The sequence below is a fragment of the Streptomyces sp. NPDC058464 genome, assembly GCF_042721035.1.
In the GTDB taxonomy this organism is placed as follows: Bacteria; Actinomycetota; Actinomycetes; order Streptomycetales; family Streptomycetaceae; genus Streptomyces.
Genome location: NZ_JBHXMA010000089.1, coordinates 1 through 17,182 on the forward strand (window position 1 = coordinate 1; position 17,182 = coordinate 17,182).

Here is a 17,182-nt window from a genome sequence, read left to right on the forward strand (position 1 = left end):
GCGTGGGTTCCGGATCGAGACCGGTGAGGTGGAGGCTGCGTTGGCTGCGCATCCGGGTGTGCGGTCGGCTGTGGTGGTGGCGGACGGTGACGGTGTGGATCGGCGGCTGGTTGCCTATCTGGTCCCGGTCGACGGCGGGTCCGGTATGCCTTCGGCTGTTGTGTTGCGTGAGTTTTTGCGGGGCCGGCTGCCGGAGTTCATGGTGCCCTCCGTGTTCGTGGAGTTGTCGGCGGTTCCGTTGACGTCCAATGGCAAGTTGGACCGCCGCGCGCTTCCTGATCCCGACACCTCTGCTCCTGAGGTGGGTTTGTTTGTTGAGCCGGTGGGGGCGACGGAGGAGCTTTTGGCGGGGATCTGGGGGCAGGTGCTGGGGCGGGATCGTGTCGGTGCCGAGGACAACTTCTTCGAGCTGGGCGGGCATTCACTGCTCGCGACCCAGGTGGTCTCCCGGATCCGTGAGGTGTTTGGCAGCGAGATTGCCCTGGCGGTTCTGTTTGACCGTCCCACGGTGCGTGGTCTCGCGGCGGTGGTGGAGGAGTCGGTGCCGGGGGTGGTGGTGCCGGGGGTGGTGCCGGTTGCCCGGGATGGGGTGTTGCCGTTGTCGTTCGGGCAGGAGCGGTTGTGGTTCCTGGACCGGTTGGAGCCGGGGTCGGTGGAGTACAACGTGCCGTCGCCGGTGTGGTTCGACGGCTTGGTGGATGTGGCTGCGCTGGAGGCTGCGTTGACGGCTGTGGTGGCGCGGCACGAGGTGTTGCGGACCCGGCTGGTGGCGGGCCCGGACGGTGTGGCGCGGCAGGTGATCGACCCGGTGGGGCCGGTTGCGTTGCCGGTGGTGGACGTCTTCGGTGTTGCTGATCCGGTGGCCGTGGTCCGGTCTCTGGTCGAGGCGGATGCGGTGGCACCGTTCGACCTCGCAGCCGGACCACTCCTGCGCGCCTCTCTGATCCGGTTGGCCGACAGCAGGCACCTGCTCGCCTTGTCGATGCACCATGCCGTCTCCGACGAATGGTCGGGGCGCATTCTCTGGCACGAGATATCCGCGCTGTACCGGGCGATCCGTGACGGTGAGCCGGATCCGTTGCCGCCGTTGCCGGTGCAGTACGCGGACTTCGCCGTCTGGCAGCGCTCCTGGCTCACCGGCGAGGTCCTGGACAGTCAACTCGCTTACTGGCGTGACCGGCTGGCGGATGTGCCGGTCCTGGAGCTGCCCACCGACCGACCCCGTCCCCCCGTGCGGTCCAGTGCTGGTACGGCAACCCGCTTCACCATCCCGGCCGAGACCGCCGACGGGCTGCGCGAGATGGCCCGCGCGAACGGGGCGACCATGTACATGGTGCTGTTGGCGGCTTACCTGGTGGTGCTGGGCCGTTACTGCGACACCGATGACGTGGTGGTCGGAACGCCGGTGGCGAACCGGAACCGGGCGGAGACCGAGGACCTGATCGGGTTCTTCGTCAACACGCTGGTGCTGCGGACGGACTTGTCGGGAGATCCCTCCTTCAGCGAGTTGCTGGGCCGGGTGCGGGAGACCGCGCTGGGCGCCTACGCCCACCAGGACCTGCCCTTCGAACGGCTGGTGGACGCACTCGTCACCGAGAGAGACCTCTCCCGCACCCCGCTCTTCCAAGCCTTCTTCAGCTACGCCATTCCCGACCAGAACGAGGAGACCATCCGGCCCGCCCGGGATGTCGCGCCGCCCCCGGTGGAGGTGAAGTTCGAACTGGCCCTGGCGCTGGCCGACGGTGGCACGGACGTGACCGGCCAGCTTGACTACAGCACGGAGTTGTTCGATTCGGAGACGATCGCTCGTTTGACGGGGCACGTCGTCGCCGTGTTGGAGACGGTGGCCGTTGATCCGGGTCGTCCGTTGTCGCGGATATCGGTGTTGTCGGAGGCCGAGCGGCGGCAGGTGGCCGGCGGCTGGGACGGCCAAGCCGTGCCGTCCCCGTCGGAGGGCGGGGCCGCTGAGTTGGTCCTCGCCCGTGCTGCGGCTGACCCGGATGCGGTCGCGGTGGTCTGCGGACAGCGGCAGATGACCTACGCAGCCCTCGTGGAACATGCGGGTCGGCTGGCGCGGCGGTTGCGTGCGCGAGGTGTGCGCCCGGAGTCGGTGGTGGGGTTGTGTCTGCCGCGTGGGGTGGACATGGTGACGGCGGTGCTGGGGGTGTGGCTGGCGGGTGGCGCGTATCTGCCGCTGGATCCTGAATACCCCTCCGAGCGGCTGGAGTTCATGCTGGCCGATGCCGATGTGGTGGCTGTGCTGACGGATCGGCGGGTTACGGCTGGTCTGATCGCATCGGTCGCGAAAGACCTCCCGGTGGTGTGGCTGGACGAACCGCCAGAGCGCACCCAACTGCCCCTGTTCCCACGTCAGTCGACTGACCCGCGTCAGCTGGCGTATGTGATCTACACGTCGGGGTCGACGGGCATGCCGAAGGGTGTGCAGGTGTCTCACGCCGGGGTGGTGAACCTGGTGGCGGCGATCGGGCCGGTGCTCGGTGTGTCGTCGGGGACGCGGGTGTTGCAGTTCGCGTCGTTGAGTTTCGACGCGGCCGTGCTGGATGTGGCGGTGACGCTGGGCCGTGGCGGCACGCTGGTCGTCGCTGCTGGTGTCGAGCGGTCTGATCCGGCCCGGCTGGCCGGCATGGTGGCGGCGCTGGGGGTGGAGGCGGCGAGTGTGGTGCCGTCGTTGCTGGAGGTGCTGGACCCGGGACTGGTGCCGGGTCTGAACACGGTGTTGTCGGGTGCGGAGCGGTTGACGGCGACGATGGCGCGGGCGTGGGCCGAAGGACGTCAGCTCGTCAACACGTATGGTCCGACGGAGACGACGGTCATGGTGACCACCGGCCCGGTGGATGCCAGGGCCGGGCGTGCCCCGGCGGTCGGCCGTGCGACAGCGAACACCCGGCTGTTCGTGCTGGACCGGTCGCTGAACCCGGTGCCGGTCGGGGTGCCCGGCGAACTGCACATCGGTGGTCCGCAGCTGGCCCGTGGCTATGGAGGCCGCCCTGCGTTGACGGCGGAGCGCTTCATCCCGGACCCGTTCGCGGAAGACGGTTCGCGCTTGTACCGGACGGGTGACCGGGTCCGCTGGCTGCCCGACGGCCGGCTGGACTTCGTGGGCCGGGCCGACGCGCAGGTGAAGGTGCGTGGTTTCCGGATCGAGCCGGGTGAGGTCGAGGCAGCCCTGGCCGCCCACCCCGCCGTACGGTCCGCGGCGGTTGTCGTGGACGGGACCGGCGCCACCGCACGGCTGGTCGGGTATGTGATCCCCTCCGAGCCGGCCGAAGGCATCCCCGCCCCCGACGTGTTGCGGGCGTTCGTGGCGCGTCGGCTGCCGGAGTTCATGCTTCCCGCCGCGTACATCGAGCTGGCGGCGTATCCGCTGTCCCCGAACGGCAAACTCGACCGTGCCGCTCTCCCCGCCCCTGACCTGCGTCCCGTCCTGAACGGCTCGTATATCCCGCCGTCGACGCCGACGGAGCAGGTACTGGCCGCGGTCTGGGCCGGGTTGCTGGGCCTGGACCGGGTCGGTGCCGAGGACGACTTCTTCACCCTCGGCGGGCACTCCCTGCTGGCTACCCGGGTCATGTCCCGCATCCGCACCGAGCTCGGGGTCGAGGTACCCCTCGCCGCACTGTTCGGACGTCCTACCGTGCGCGGTCTGGCCGCCGTCATCGACGGCATGTCGGTGGAACGTGCGGTGCCGCCCGTGACGGCGGTGCGCCGGGACCGGCCGCTGCCGTTGTCCTTTGGGCAGCAGCGACTGTGGTTCCTCGACCAGCTCGAACCGGGTTCGACGGAGTACAACGTGCCGACGCCGATGTGGCTGGACGCCGATCTGGACGTCCGGAGCCTGGAGGCGGCGCTCGGCGCGGTCGTGGCGCGGCACGAGGTGCTGCGCACCCGGCTGGTGGTGGGACCGGACGGCGTCGGCCGTCAGGTCGTCGATCCTCCCGGGCCGGTTCCGCTGCCGGTGGCGGACGTGTCGGAGCTGCCCGACGCGGTGGCGGGCGCCCGGCTGCTGATCACGGCGGACGCGCTGCTGCCCTTCGACATGGCGGTCGGGCCGCTGATCAGGGCCTGCCTGATCCGGCTCGGCCCGGCCGGTCACATCCTGGCCATGACGGTCCATCACATCGCCTTCGACGAGTGGTCGGACCGGATCTTCCGACGCGAACTGGTCACCCTGTACGACGCGTTCCGGTCCGCGGAGCCCGATCCGCTGCCGCCGCTGACCGTGCAGTACGCGGACTTCGCGGTGTGGCAGCGTTCGTGGCTGACCGGTGAGGTGCTGGACGGTCAACTTGCCTACTGGCGAGAGCGGTTGACCGGAGCTCCGGTACTGGAGCTGCCCACCGACCGGCCGCACCCCCCGGTGCTGTCGACCGCCGGCTCCGTGTTGCCGTTCACCGTCGGGACCGCCACGGCGGACGCGTTGCGGCGGATCGCCCGCGACAACGGCGTCACCCTGTTCATGACGCTGTTCACGGCGTTCGTGGTGTTGCTGGGGCGCTACAGCGGCCAGGACGACATCGTGGTGGGTACTCCGGCGGCGGGCCGCAACCGGGCCGAGACCGAGGACCTGATCGGGTTCTTCGTCAACAACCTCGTCCTGCGCACCGACCTGTCCGGAGATCCGTCCTTCACCGAACTGCTGGGCCGGGTCCGCGACACGACGCTCGCCGCGTACGCCCATCAGGACCTGCCGTTCGAGCAGCTCGTCGACGCGCTGGTCAGTGAACGCGACCGGTCACGTGCCCCGCTCTTCCAGGTGCTGTTCAACTACTTCGACACCGAGGACGGACCGACCCGGAACCTGGACCCCGGAGCGCTGGAGGGCCTGTGGACGGGCGCGGTCTCGCGGTTCGACATACGGATGATCTTCAGTGACGACGGGCGCGAGCTGTCCGGAGTGATCCAGTACCTGGTGGCGCTGTTCGACAGGACCACCGTCGCGCGGATGGCCGGGCACCTCGGCACGATCCTCGACGCGGTCGCGGCCGACGCGGACCGTCCGATGTCGGCGCTGCCGCTGGTGACCGCCGAGGAACGCCACCGGCTCGCCGTCGAGTGGAACGCCACCTCTGTGCCCCGGCCGACGGCCGGGGTGCCGGAGCGGATCGCGGAGCAGGCCGCTGCCCGCCCGGACGCGGTCGCGGTGACGTGCGGGGGACGCTCGCTCACCTATGCCGGGCTGATGTCACGGGCGGCCCGGCTGGCGGGACACCTGCGCGGGATCGGGGTCGGGCCGGAGACCGTCGTGGGGTTGTGCCTGCCCCGCGGTATCGACCTGACCGTCGCGGTGCTCGCCGTATGGCAGGCCGGCGCGGCCCACCTGCCGCTGGATCCGGCGCACCCGGCGGAGCGGCTCGCGTTCATGCTGGCCGACAGTCGTGCGGCGGTCCTGCTCGGCACGTCCGCGACGGTGGACGAGCTGCCCGTGCGGCGGCTGCGGATCATCGCCCTGGACGACCCGGGGGTACGGCGGGCCGTGACGGCGGCGGAGCCCGCCGCGGCCGCGCCGCAGAGAGCCGGGCGGCTGGCGTACGTGATCTACACGTCGGGATCGACCGGGCAGCCGAAGGGCGTGATGGTCGGGCACGACGCGCTGGCCGACTTCGTGGGCTGGTTCGGCCGCCGGTTCGCCCTCACGGAGCACGACCGGGTGCTGGTGGCCTCGACGTCGCCGAGCTTCGACGCGTTCGGGGTCGAGCTGTACCCGGGCCTGGCCACGGGCGGCACCCTGGTCGTCATGCCGGTGACCGGACCGGTCGCGGACCCCGACGCGCTGATCGGGACGATGCGCGCGCAGCGGGTGAGCGTCCTGCCCACCGTTCCGTCGCTGCTGTCGGTCCTCACCGACCGCCCCGCCCTGGCCGGCTGCGTCTGGGTGCGCCAGGTGGTGTGCGGCGGGGAGCAGCTCACCGGGCGGACGGCGGCCGCCCTGGCCAGGGCGCTGCCGGTGCCGCTGCACAACATCTACGGCCCGACCGAGGCGACCATCGGCGTCACGTCGTACACCCGACTGCCCGAGGAGGGGGAGCCGGCCGGGCGGCCGGGGACGGACGGCGCACTGCCGATCGGCGTCCCGCTCGACAACACGCGTGTGCACGTCCTGGACCGGTCGATGGGCCTGTTGCCGGTCGGGGTGGCCGGTGAGCTGTTCCTCGGCGGGACGGGCCTGGCCCGAGGTTATCTGGGAGCGCCGGCGTCGACGGCGGCGCGGTTCGTCGCCGACCCGTTCACCGGGGACGGTTCGCGGCTGTACCGGACGGGAGACCGGGCGAGGTGGCGGGCCGACGGCCGGTTGGAGTTCCTCGGCCGGACCGACGACCAGGTGAAGGTGCGCGGCCACCGGATCGAGCCGGGCGAGGTCGAGGCGGCGCTGGCCGCGCATCCGCAGGTCAGGTCGGCGGTGGCCGCCGTGTTCGGGGAGGGGGCCGCGGCCCGGCTGTCGGCCTACCTGGTCCCGGCCGATTCGGCCCACGGGATCCCCGCGGTGGCCGATCTGCGCGAGTTCCTGCGGCGGCGGTTGCCCGAGTTCATGATCCCGGCCTCCTTCACCGAGTTGGCCGCTCTGCCGTTGACACCGCACGGCAAGGTCGACCGGGGGCGGCTGCCCGATCCGGACCTGGTGCGCCCGGAGGTGACGGAGTTCGTCGCTCCGCGCAACGCGGTGGAGCGGGTGCTGGCGGAGGCGTTCGCCCGGGCGCTGGGTGTGGACCGGGTGGGCGCCGAGGACAATTTCTTCGAGCTGGGCGGTGATTCGATCACCGGGATCCAGGTGGTGGCGCAGGCGCGTGCCTCGGGTGTCGACGTGTCGGTGGCGCAGCTGTTCGACTTCCAGACGGCGGGGTCACTGGCGTCGGTGGCCGAGGTCGCCGCGGGCGCGGTGGCGGACCAGGGCGCGGTGGTGGGCGACACGGCGTTGTCGCCGGTGCAGAAGTGGTTCTTCGGGCTGGACCTGCCGGTGCCGTGGCACTTCAACCAGTCGGTGCTGCTGGAGGCCGCCGGTCGGGTGGACGCCAAGGTGTTGCGGGAGGCGGTGGCCGCGCTGCTGACGCACCACTACGGGCTCCGGTCGCGGTTCGAGCCGGTGGACGGCGAGTGGCGGGGCCGCGTCGCCGACCCGGGGGACGACACGGCGGGCGACACGGCGGACGACACGGCGGACGTGGTGTGGGAGGCCGGGCCGTGCCCGCCGGGAACGGCCGAGGAACAGTGGCTGACGAGCGTCGCCGACGCGGCGCAGAGCTCCCTGGACCTGTCGGCCGGACCGCTGATCCGGGTTGTGCTCCTCGACCGGGGCGAACGGCCGTTCGTCTTCGTCGTGGTGCACCACCTCGTGGTGGACACGGTGTCCTGGCCCGTCCTGGTGGGCGATCTCGCAGCGGCCTACGAGCGGTTGGCGGCGGGGCAGCCCGTGGTGCTGCCCCCGAAGACGACGTCGTTCGCCGCGTGGTCGTCGTACCTGACGGAACTGGCCGGTTCGGACGAGGTCGCCGCCGAGATCCCGTACTGGGAACAAGTCACCAGGCAGATAAGGCCGTTGCCGCGCGACCGGGCGGGGCGCAACGCGGCGGTGGCGAACCGCGAGGTGCGGGTGGAGCTGGACGAGGAGCGGACGTCACGGTTGCTGCACCGGCTGCCGTCGGAAGCGCGCCGGCGCGTGGACGACGTACTGCTGGCCGCGCTCGGGACGGTGCTGAGCCGCTGGCTCGGCGGGGGACCGGCGGTGGTGGACGTGGAGAGCCACGGTCGGCACGAGGAGGGGCCCGGCATGGACCTGTCCCGTACCGTCGGCTGGTTCACCTGCCTGTATCCGGTCGCGCTGCCCGGTGGCACGGAGCCGGGCCGGGCACTGGCGGACACCGCGGACACGTTACGGCGGGTACCCCGGCACGGCCTCGGCCACGGCCTGTTGCGCCACCTCGCGGGCTGGCGGCCCCCGGCGACCGCCGAGATCGGCTTCAACTACCTCGGCCAGGCCGCCAACGGCCGTACCGCCGACGACCGGTTCCGGCTCATCGAGGGACCACGCGGCCGGGCGCGGTCCTCCGAAGGCGACCGCCTGCACCTGGTCGAGATCCTCGGCCGCGTCGCGGACGGCCGGCTGAGCCTGGTCTGGAGCTACAGCGACGAGATCCATGACCGGGCGACGATCTCCGGGCTGGCGCACCACCACATCGAGGCACTCGGCGAACTGATCGACGCCTGCTGCCGCCCCGAGGACGACGACCGCACCCCGTCGGACTTCCCGCTGGCCGGCCTGGACCCCGCCGCACTGGATCTCATCGCCCAGCACTTCGGCTCGGCCCCCGGGCCGGCCGAGAGCACCGACTCCGGAGGCGGCGCATGACGGCGTACGACATGACGGCACGGCCGCGCGGCGGAGCGATCGAGGACATCTACCCGCTGACCGGCCTGCAGCAAGGCATGCTGTTCCACTCCCGGTTGGCTCCCGGGCAGGGCAAGTACTGGATCCAGTACGGGCTGTTGCTCGACGGCCGCATCGACCTCGGGCTGCTGCGGCAGTCCTGGGAGCTGGTCTTCGCCCGGCACGAGGTGCTGCGCACCGGGGTGTGGGACCAGGCCGAGGTACCGGTGGCGGTGGTGTCCCGGTCGGTGCCGCTGCCCTGGCAGGTGATCGACCTGTCCGGCCTCGACGAGGACACCCGGCAGCGTGCCGTCGCGGAGTACGAGGCCGCCGACGCCGCCCGGGGCGCCGACTTCGCCGCGCCCTCACTGGCACGGGTCGCGGTGCTGCACCTCGGCGAGGACCGGTATCGCGTGCTGTGGAGCTACCACCACCTGCTGCTGGACGGTTGGAGTGCGCCGGTGGTCGTCGGGGACGCCCTGCACGCCTACCGGGAACTGGCGGCCGGACGGCGGCCGAGGCTGCCGGCCAGACGTCCGTTCCGTGACTTCGTGGCCTGGTCGTCGGGCCAGGACCGGGAAGCCGCCCGCCGGTACTGGCGGGAGCGGCTCGCCGGGCTCACCGCGCCCACACCGCTGAGCGCCGGGTACCCGACAGGGGAGACCGGGCAGGGCACGGCCTGGGTCCGCCTGCCCACCGACACGTCCGCCAGGCTGGCCGCGTTCGCACGACGGCACCGGCTGACCGCCAACACGGTCGTCCAGGGCGCCTGGGCCCTGCTCACCGCCCGTTACAGCGGCACCGACGACGTCCTGTTCGGCGTGGTCTCCTCCGGGCGCGGCGGTCGACTGGACGGCGTCGAGTCCATGGTCGGTCTGCTGATCAACACCATCCCGGCCCGCATCAGGATCGACCCCGGCCAGACGGTCCCGCAGTGGCTGGCCGGCATACAGGCCGAACAGGCACGCGCCCGCCACTACGAGCACACCCCGCTGACCGACATCCAGGCCTGCAGCGAGATCCCCGCCGGACAACTCCTGTTCGAGACGCTGTTCGTCTTCGAGAACTACCCCACACCGGCGGCACAGGCCCAACAGGACCAGGCGCAGGATCAGGCGCAGGATCAGGCGCAGGATCAGGCGCAGGATCAGGCGCAGGATCAGGCGCAGGATCAGGCGCAGGACCGGGAGCAGGACCGGGACCACTTCACGGGGAGCGACATCCGGATCGAGCGGATCCTGTTCGAGATGCCGGCCCAGGAGCCGCTGGCCGTCATCGTCAACCAGGACGACGAACTGGTGGTCCGCCTGGTGTACGACCGGGCCCGGTTCGACGACGGGACCGCCGGGCGGATGGCCCGCTACCTGGCCACGGTGCTCGAGGCCATCGCCGCGGACGAGGGCGGGCCGGTCAGCGGCCTGCCGGTCCTCACCCCGCTCGAACGGAACCGTCTCCTCGACGAATGGAACGACACCGCGGTCCCCACTCCGCCCGCCGACGGAGCACACGAGCTGATCGCGCGCGCGGCACCGGACACGATCGCGCTCGAATACGACTCCCTCTCGCTGACGTACGCCGCCCTGCGGGAACGCGCGGCCCGGCTGGCCCACCGGCTGCGCCAGGCCGGCGTCACAGCGGAGACGGTGGTGGGCCTGCATCTGCCGCCGGGACCAGACGCGGTGATCGCCGTTCTGGCGGTCTGGCTGGCCGGCGGGGCGTACCTGCCGCTGGACCCCGACCAGGCGCCGGAACGCACGGCGTTCATGCTCGCCGACAGCGGCGCGGCCATCATTGTCGGCACCGGGCTGCCCGCGATCCCGCCCGGCGGGCTGCCGACCCTCGCGCTGGACGACCCGGCGGTGCGGGCCGCGATCGCCCTCTGGCCGCCCACCCCGCCCGGCCCGGCGCCGGGCGGCCCGGAGCGGCTCGCCTACGTGATCTACACCTCCGGTTCGACCGGCACGCCCAAAGGCGTCCAGGTGACGCACCGCGGCGTCATCAACCTCGCGACCGCGTTCCCCGCGGGCGTCGGGGCGGGCCCCGGGACCCGGGTGCTCCAGTTCGCACCGCTCAGCTTCGACGGCGCGGTCGGCGAACTGGTGATGGCCCTCGCCCTCGGCGGCACGTCGGTCGTGGCCACGCCGGAGCGGCGCGCCGAACCGCACCTGCTCGCCGAGCTGGTCCGCGACCGGGCGGTACGGGTGACGCCCCTGCCGCCGTCGCTCCTGAGGGTGCTGGAACCGGGCGACCTGCGTGGACTAGCCACCCTGATCACCGTGGGGGAGCGGCTGGACCCCGAACTCGCGGCCGCCTGGCAGCCCCACCACCGCCTCCTCAACGGCTACGGCCCGACCGAGACCACGGTGGCGGCCAGCATCGGCGCCGTCGGCCCGTCCGCCCGGGGCGGCCCGGCGATCGGCACGCCGATCGGCACGCCGATCGCGAACACCCGGCTCCACGTCCTGGACAGTCGCCTCGACCCGGTGCCGATCGGGGTGGCCGGAGAACTGTTCGTCGGCGGCCGTCAGCTGGCCCGTGGATACGGCCGGCGCCCGGCGCTCACCGCCGAACGGTTCATCGCCGACCGGTTCGCCGACGACGGCTCACGGCTGTACCGGACGGGCGACCGGGTGCGCCGGCGGCCCGACGGACAACTGGAGTTCCTGGGCCGGATCGACGACCAGATCAAGATCCGCGGCTTCCGGGTCGAGCCCGGCGAGATCGAGGCCGCGCTGAACGCCCACCCCGCGATCCGGTCGTCCGCGGTCGTCGCCTGGGGCGACGGCGCCGCCCGGCGGCTGGCCGCCTACCTCGTCCCGGCGGACCACACCGACGGCATCCCCTCCGTGGACGCGCTGCGCGGCCACCTCCGCCAGAGCCTGCCCGACTTCATGATCCCCGCACTCTTCACCGAACTGGCCGGCCTGCCGCTGACCTCGTCCGGCAAGACCGACCGGACGGCCCTGCCGGATCCCGACCGCCATCGCGCCGACCCGGACGGCCGGTACGTGGCCCCGGCCGGTCCCGCCGAGGAACTCGTCGCCGGTATCTGGGCCCAGGTGCTCGGAGTCGACCGGGTCGGCGCCGGCGACGACTTCTTCGAGCTGGGCGGGCACTCGCTGCTGGCGACTCAGGTGATGTCGCGGATCCGGGCGGTGTTCGGGGCCGAGGTGCCCCTCGCCGCGCTCTTCGAGCATCCGACGGTCCGGGGGCTCGCCGAGGTGATCGAGGGCACCGCCCGCGGGTCTGCGGTGCCCCCGGTCACCACGGTCTCCCACGACCGGCCGCTGCCGCTCTCCTTCGCCCAGCAACGACTCTGGTTCCTCGACCGGCTCGAACCAGGATCGTCCGAGTACGTCGTCCGCATGTCCGTAGGGTGGGACACCCACGTGGACGTGGCCGTCCTGGGTGCTGCCCTGGACGCGGTGGTGGCGCGGCACGAGGTGCTGCGGACCCGGCTGGTGGCGGGCTCCGACGGGGTGGCCTACCAGGTGATCGACCCGCCGCGGCCGGTGCCGCTGCCCGTGGTGGACGTGTCGGACACGGCCGACCCGACGACGGCGGCGCGGGCCCTCACCGCGTTGGCCGCGGCCACCCCCTTCGACCTCGCCGCCGAGCCGCTGCTCCGCGCCTGCCTGATCCGGCTCGGCGAGACCGAGCACCAGCTGGCACTCACGATGCACCACGTCGTCTTCGACGACTGGTCCGAACGCATTCTGCGACGCGAACTGCTCGCGTCCTACGACGCGTTGCGGACAGGACAGCCGGATCCGCTGCCACCGCTCGCGGCGCAGTACGCGGACTACGCGGCGTGGCAACGGTCGTGGCTGACCGGGGAGGTGCTCGAACAGCAACTGGCCTACTGGAAGGACCGGTTGACCGGAGCCCCGGTGCTGGAGCTGCCCACCGACCGGCCCCGGCCGGCCGTCCGGTCGACGGAGAGCGCGGCGGTGCCGTTCACCGTCCCCGCGGACCTGGTCGACGGGCTGCGGCAGGCCGCCCGGAACAGCGGCGCGACGATGTTCATGGCGTTGCTGGCCGGGTTCAGCGTGTTGCTGGGCCGCTACTGCGACACCGAGGACGTCGTGGTGGGCACGCCGGTCGCGGACCGGAGCCGGGCCGAGACCGAGGACCTGATCGGCTTCTTCCTCAACACGCTGGTGATGCGCACCGACCTGTCGGGCGACCCGACGTTCGCCGAGCTCCTGGCCCGGGTGCGGACGGCCGCGCTGGGCGACTACGCGCACCAGGACCTGCCGTTCGAGCAGTTGGTGGACGCCCTGGTCACCGACCGGGACCGCGCCCGCACCCCGCTGTTCCGGGTCTTCTTCAGCTACGTCCAGGGAGCCGGGGACGCCGCCCGGCACGAGCCCGACACCCCGGACGGCCTTGACGCGGACGAACCGGCCCGCACCCTCACCCTCGCCGACCTCGACCTCACCCTCAGCGACACCTATGAGGGCGGCCTGGCCGGTGTCCTCCGGTACGGCACTGCCCTGTTCGACGAAGCCACCGTCAGGCGGCTGGTCTCCCATCTGGTCGTGGTGTTGGGGGCGTTTGCGGTTCCCGGGCGTCGGGTGGCTGAGCTGGAGTTGTTGTCGGAGGCGGAGTGCGGGGAGTTGGGGTCGTGGGGTTCGGGTGCGGAGCCGGTGGTGGAGGGCTCGGTGCTGGAGCTGGTCGGGCGGCAGGCGCGGTTGCGGCCGGATGCGGTGGCGGTGGTGTCGGGTGGATGTCAGCTCACGTATGGCGAGTTGAATGCGCGGTCGAACCGGTTGGCGCGGCATCTGCTGGCGCGGGGTATCGGTCGTGAGGACGTCGTCGGGGTGTGCCTGCTGCGCGGCACCGGCCTGGTCGTGGCGCTGCTGGGCGTGCTGAAGGCGGGCGCCGCCTATCTCCCGCTGGACGCCGACCACCCCGGTGAACGGATGCGGTACATGCTCGGAGCCGCCGGGGCGGCACTGGTCATCACCCAGAGCGAGGTGGCGGACCGGCTCGAACCGGCCACGGCGCCGCAGATGCTGATCGAAGACGAGCGAGCGGGCATCGACGCCCGCCCGGACACCGATCTGCCGCCAGCGGCGCAGCCGGGGAACCTGGCCTACGTCATCTTCACCTCGGGCTCCACCGGCCGGCCCAACGGCGTGTTCGTCGAGCACTCCGCCATGACCGTCCGACTGGTGGAGCTGGGCCGCCAGTACGGGATCACCCCCGACGACAGCACCCTGCAGTTCGCCGCCATCACCTTCGACGCGACCGTGGACCAGCTGTTCTCGGTCCTCGTGTACGGCGGCCGGCTGGTGCTGCGCGGCGCCGAACTCTGGACCCCGGAGCAGGTGTTCCGGGAGATACGGGCACAGCGGGTCACCATGCTGGAGATGACCCCCGCGGTATGGGAAATGGCCCTCTCCGCCCTCCCGCCCGACCGCGCGGCGGGACACGGGTTGGGCCCGGACTTCCGTCTGCTGAACCTGGGCGGCGAGGCGGTGCCGGCGGCCGTGCTGGCCGACTGGTTCGAGCGGACCTCGGTACCCGTGCTCAACACCTACGGGCCGACGGAGGCGACGATCACGTCGACGGCGTGGCTGTTGCGGGAGTCGGTGTCGCCGGTGCCGATCGGTGTGCCGATCGCGGCGACGACGGTGCATGTGCTGGATGCCCGGTTGCGTCCGGTGCCGGTCGGGGTGGCGGGCGAGCTGTTCATCGGGGGTGCGGGTGTCGCGCGCGGCTACGGCGGGCGTCCGGCCCTGTCGGCGGAGCGCTTTCTCGCGGATCCGTTCGCGGGGGACGGTTCGCGGATGTACCGGACGGGTGACCGGGTGCGGTGGAGTGCGGCGGGCCGGATGGAGTTCTTAGGCCGGGTCGATGATCAGGTGAAGGTCCGGGGGGTGCGGATCGAGCCGGGTGAGATCGAGGCCGCGCTGGCCGCGCATCCCGGGGTGCAGGTGGCGGTGGTGACGCCGTTCGGTGAGTCGGCACAGGCCCGTCTGGTGGCCTATGTGGTTCCCGCCGACCCCGCCGAAGGCATGCCCGACACCGGCGAGTTGCGCGGACACCTGCGACGGAGCCTGCCGGAGGCCATGATCCCGTCGGCGTTCGTCGAGTTGGCCGGCCTGCCGCTGACCCCCAGCAACAAGATCGACCGCGCCGCACTGCCGGTCCCCGACATCGGACGGACCGACCAGGACAGCTCCCACGTCCCGCCCTCGACCCCCACCGAGGACGTACTGGCGCAGATCTGGGCCGAGTTGCTCGGCGTGGACCGGGTCGGCACGGAGGACAACTTCTTCGAACTCGGCGGCCACTCCCTGCTGGCCACCCAGGTGATCTCCCGTATCCGCGACGCGTTCGGGACCGAGGTGCCCCTCGCGACCCTCTTCGACCAGCCCACCGTCGGCGAACTCGCCCGGGCCGTCGAGGAACGGATCCTGGACGAGATCGAGCACATGTCGGACGACGAAGTGCTCCAGGCACTCGGCGGTTACGCACAGGACGCACGGCCCGGCGAGGATGGTATTTCCTGATGGCTGCTTCTCCCGCAGATCTTGTCGCGAACCTGGAGAGCCAGGGGGTGCGCTTCAGCCTCCACGAGGGACGGCTCCGAGTCTTCGCGCCGAGGGACGTGCTGACCGGCGACCTCCGACAGCGGCTCCAGGAGTGGCGCGAGGACATCGTGCGCCTCCTCGGAACCAGGCAGGGCGTCCCCCGTGGCTCCGCTCCGGCCATCACCCGGGCCGACCGGCGGGACCGGCTCCCGCTCTCGTTCGCCCAGCAACGGCTCTGGTTCCTCGACCAACTCGACCCGGGATCCGCCGAGTACAACGTGCCGATGCACATGCGCCTCGGCCGCGACATCGACGTGGCGGCGCTCGGCGCGGCGCTGACAGCCGTCGTCGCCCGCCACGAGGTGCTGCGGACCCGCCTGGTGGCGGCCCCGGACGGGACGGCGTACCAGGTGATCGACCCGCCGCGGCCGGTTCCGCTGCCGGTGGTGGACGTGTCCGCGACGACGGACGTGGCGACGGTGACACGGCGGCTGGCGGCCGCGACCACGGCGGCACCCTTCGACCTGGCCGCCGGACCGGTGCTGCGCGCCTGCCTGATCCGGCTGGGCGAGGCCGGGCACGTACTGGCTATGTCCGTGCACCACGTGGCCTCCGACGAGTGGTCGGGCCGGATCTTCCACCGCGAACTGGAACTCCTGTACAAGGCGTTCCGGGTCGGCGAACCGGACCCGCTGCCGCCGCTCACGCTGCAGTACGCCGACTACGCGATGTGGCAGCGCTCCTGGCTCACCGGGGAGGTCCTGGAGAACCAACTCTCCTATTGGCGGCGCCGGCTGGCCGGGGCACCGGCGCTGGAGCTCCCCGTCGACCGGCCCCGCTCGAAGGCCGCGGACGGCCCCGGAGCCTCCGCCGGGTTCGTGGTCCCCGCGCCGGTCGTGGACCGCCTGAAGGAGATCGCCCGCCGCAACGGCGCGACGATGTTCATGACGCTGCTGGCGGCGTCCGCCGTACTGCTGGGTCGGTACTGCGGCCAGGACGACGTCGTGGTCGGCGCGCCGGTGGCCAACCGCAACCGGACCGAGACCGACGACCTGATCGGGTTCTTCGTCAACACCCTGGTCCTGCGCACCGACCTGTCCGCGGACCCGACCTTCAGCGAACTCCTGGCCCGGGTACGGGACATGGCGTTGGACGCCTACGAGAACCAGGACCTGCCCTTCGAGCAACTGGTCGACGCGCTGGCCCCCGAACGCGACCGGTCCCGGGCCCCGCTGTTCCAGGTTCTCTTCAACTACGACCCGTCGGGACCGACCGACGCCGGGCCGGACTCACCGGACGGGCTCTCCCTGGACACGGCACCGCCGGTCCGGTTCGACCTCGTGATGGGGCTGGGCGAGCTCCAGGCCAGTGGCGAGCTGGTCGGCAGGATCGACTACCGGACGTCCCTGTTCGACGCCGGCACCGTGGAGCGGATGGCAGCCCATCTCGTCAACCTGCTGACCGTCGTCGCCGAGGATGCGCAGCGGCGGATCGCTGACCTGTCGTTGTTGTCCGCTGTGGAGCGTGGGCGGTTGGTGGCGGGGTGGAGTGATTCGGTGGTGGCGGTGCCGGGTGTGGGTGGGGTGCTGGGGTTGGTTGGTGGGTGGGTGGAGCGGTGTCCGGATGCGGTGGCGGTGGTGTGTGGGGTGCGTCAGGTGACGTATGGGGGGTTGTGGGAGCGTGCGGGGCGGTTGGCGGGGGTGTTGCGTGCTGGGGGTGTGGGTGCGGAGTCGGTGGTGGGGGTGTGTGTGGAGCGTGGGGTGGATCTGGTGGTGGCGGTGTTGGGTGTGTGGCGTGCGGGGGCGGCGTATGTGCCGTTGGATCCTGAGTATCCGGCGGGGCGTTTGGGGTTGATGTTGGGTGACAGTGGTGCGCGGGTGTTGGTGGGGCATCGGTCTGTCGCGTCAGGGTTGGTGGCGGATTGTGGGATCGGGAGTGTGGTGTGGCTGGATGAGGCTGTGCTGCCTTCCGTGCCACTGGAACCGGTGTTCGTGGACGCCGCCGGGCTGGCGTATGTGATGTATACGTCGGGGTCGACGGGTGTGCCGAAGGGTGTGCAGGTGACCCATGGTGGTGTGGTGAACCTGGCGGTGGCCCAGCGGCGGCTGTTCGGGCTCGGTGAACACGAGCGGGTGTTGGGGTTTGCGTCGTTCAGTTTCGACGCCTCGGTGTGGGAGCTGTTGTTGGCGCTGGCTTCGGGGGCGGCGTTCGTGGTGGCCTCGGCGCGGGAGCGGGCCGAGCCGGGCCGGGTGGCCGGGTT

General features: G+C 71.8%; 3 protein-coding genes. All 3 read left to right on the forward strand.

The features are described 5' to 3' along the window. Window positions 1-13 precede the first annotated feature (13 nt). Complete coding sequence (locus tag ACFWPQ_RS50735; RefSeq protein WP_384051805.1) at window positions 14-8,362, forward strand: amino acid adenylation domain-containing protein; 8,349 nt, start codon at window positions 14-16, stop codon at window positions 8,360-8,362. Next, the gene (locus tag ACFWPQ_RS50740; protein ID WP_384051801.1) at window positions 8,359-14,901 is read left to right on the forward strand and encodes an amino acid adenylation domain-containing protein; all 6,543 of its coding nucleotides are present in this window, start codon (window positions 8,359-8,361) and stop codon (window positions 14,899-14,901) included. The genes ACFWPQ_RS50735 and ACFWPQ_RS50740 overlap by 4 nt, the downstream gene beginning before the upstream one ends. Continuing rightward, window positions 14,901-17,182 (forward strand): condensation domain-containing protein (locus ACFWPQ_RS50745; RefSeq protein ID WP_384051803.1); only part of this gene is annotated, 2,282 nt, incomplete at its 3' end. The genes ACFWPQ_RS50740 and ACFWPQ_RS50745, both read left to right, overlap by 1 nt.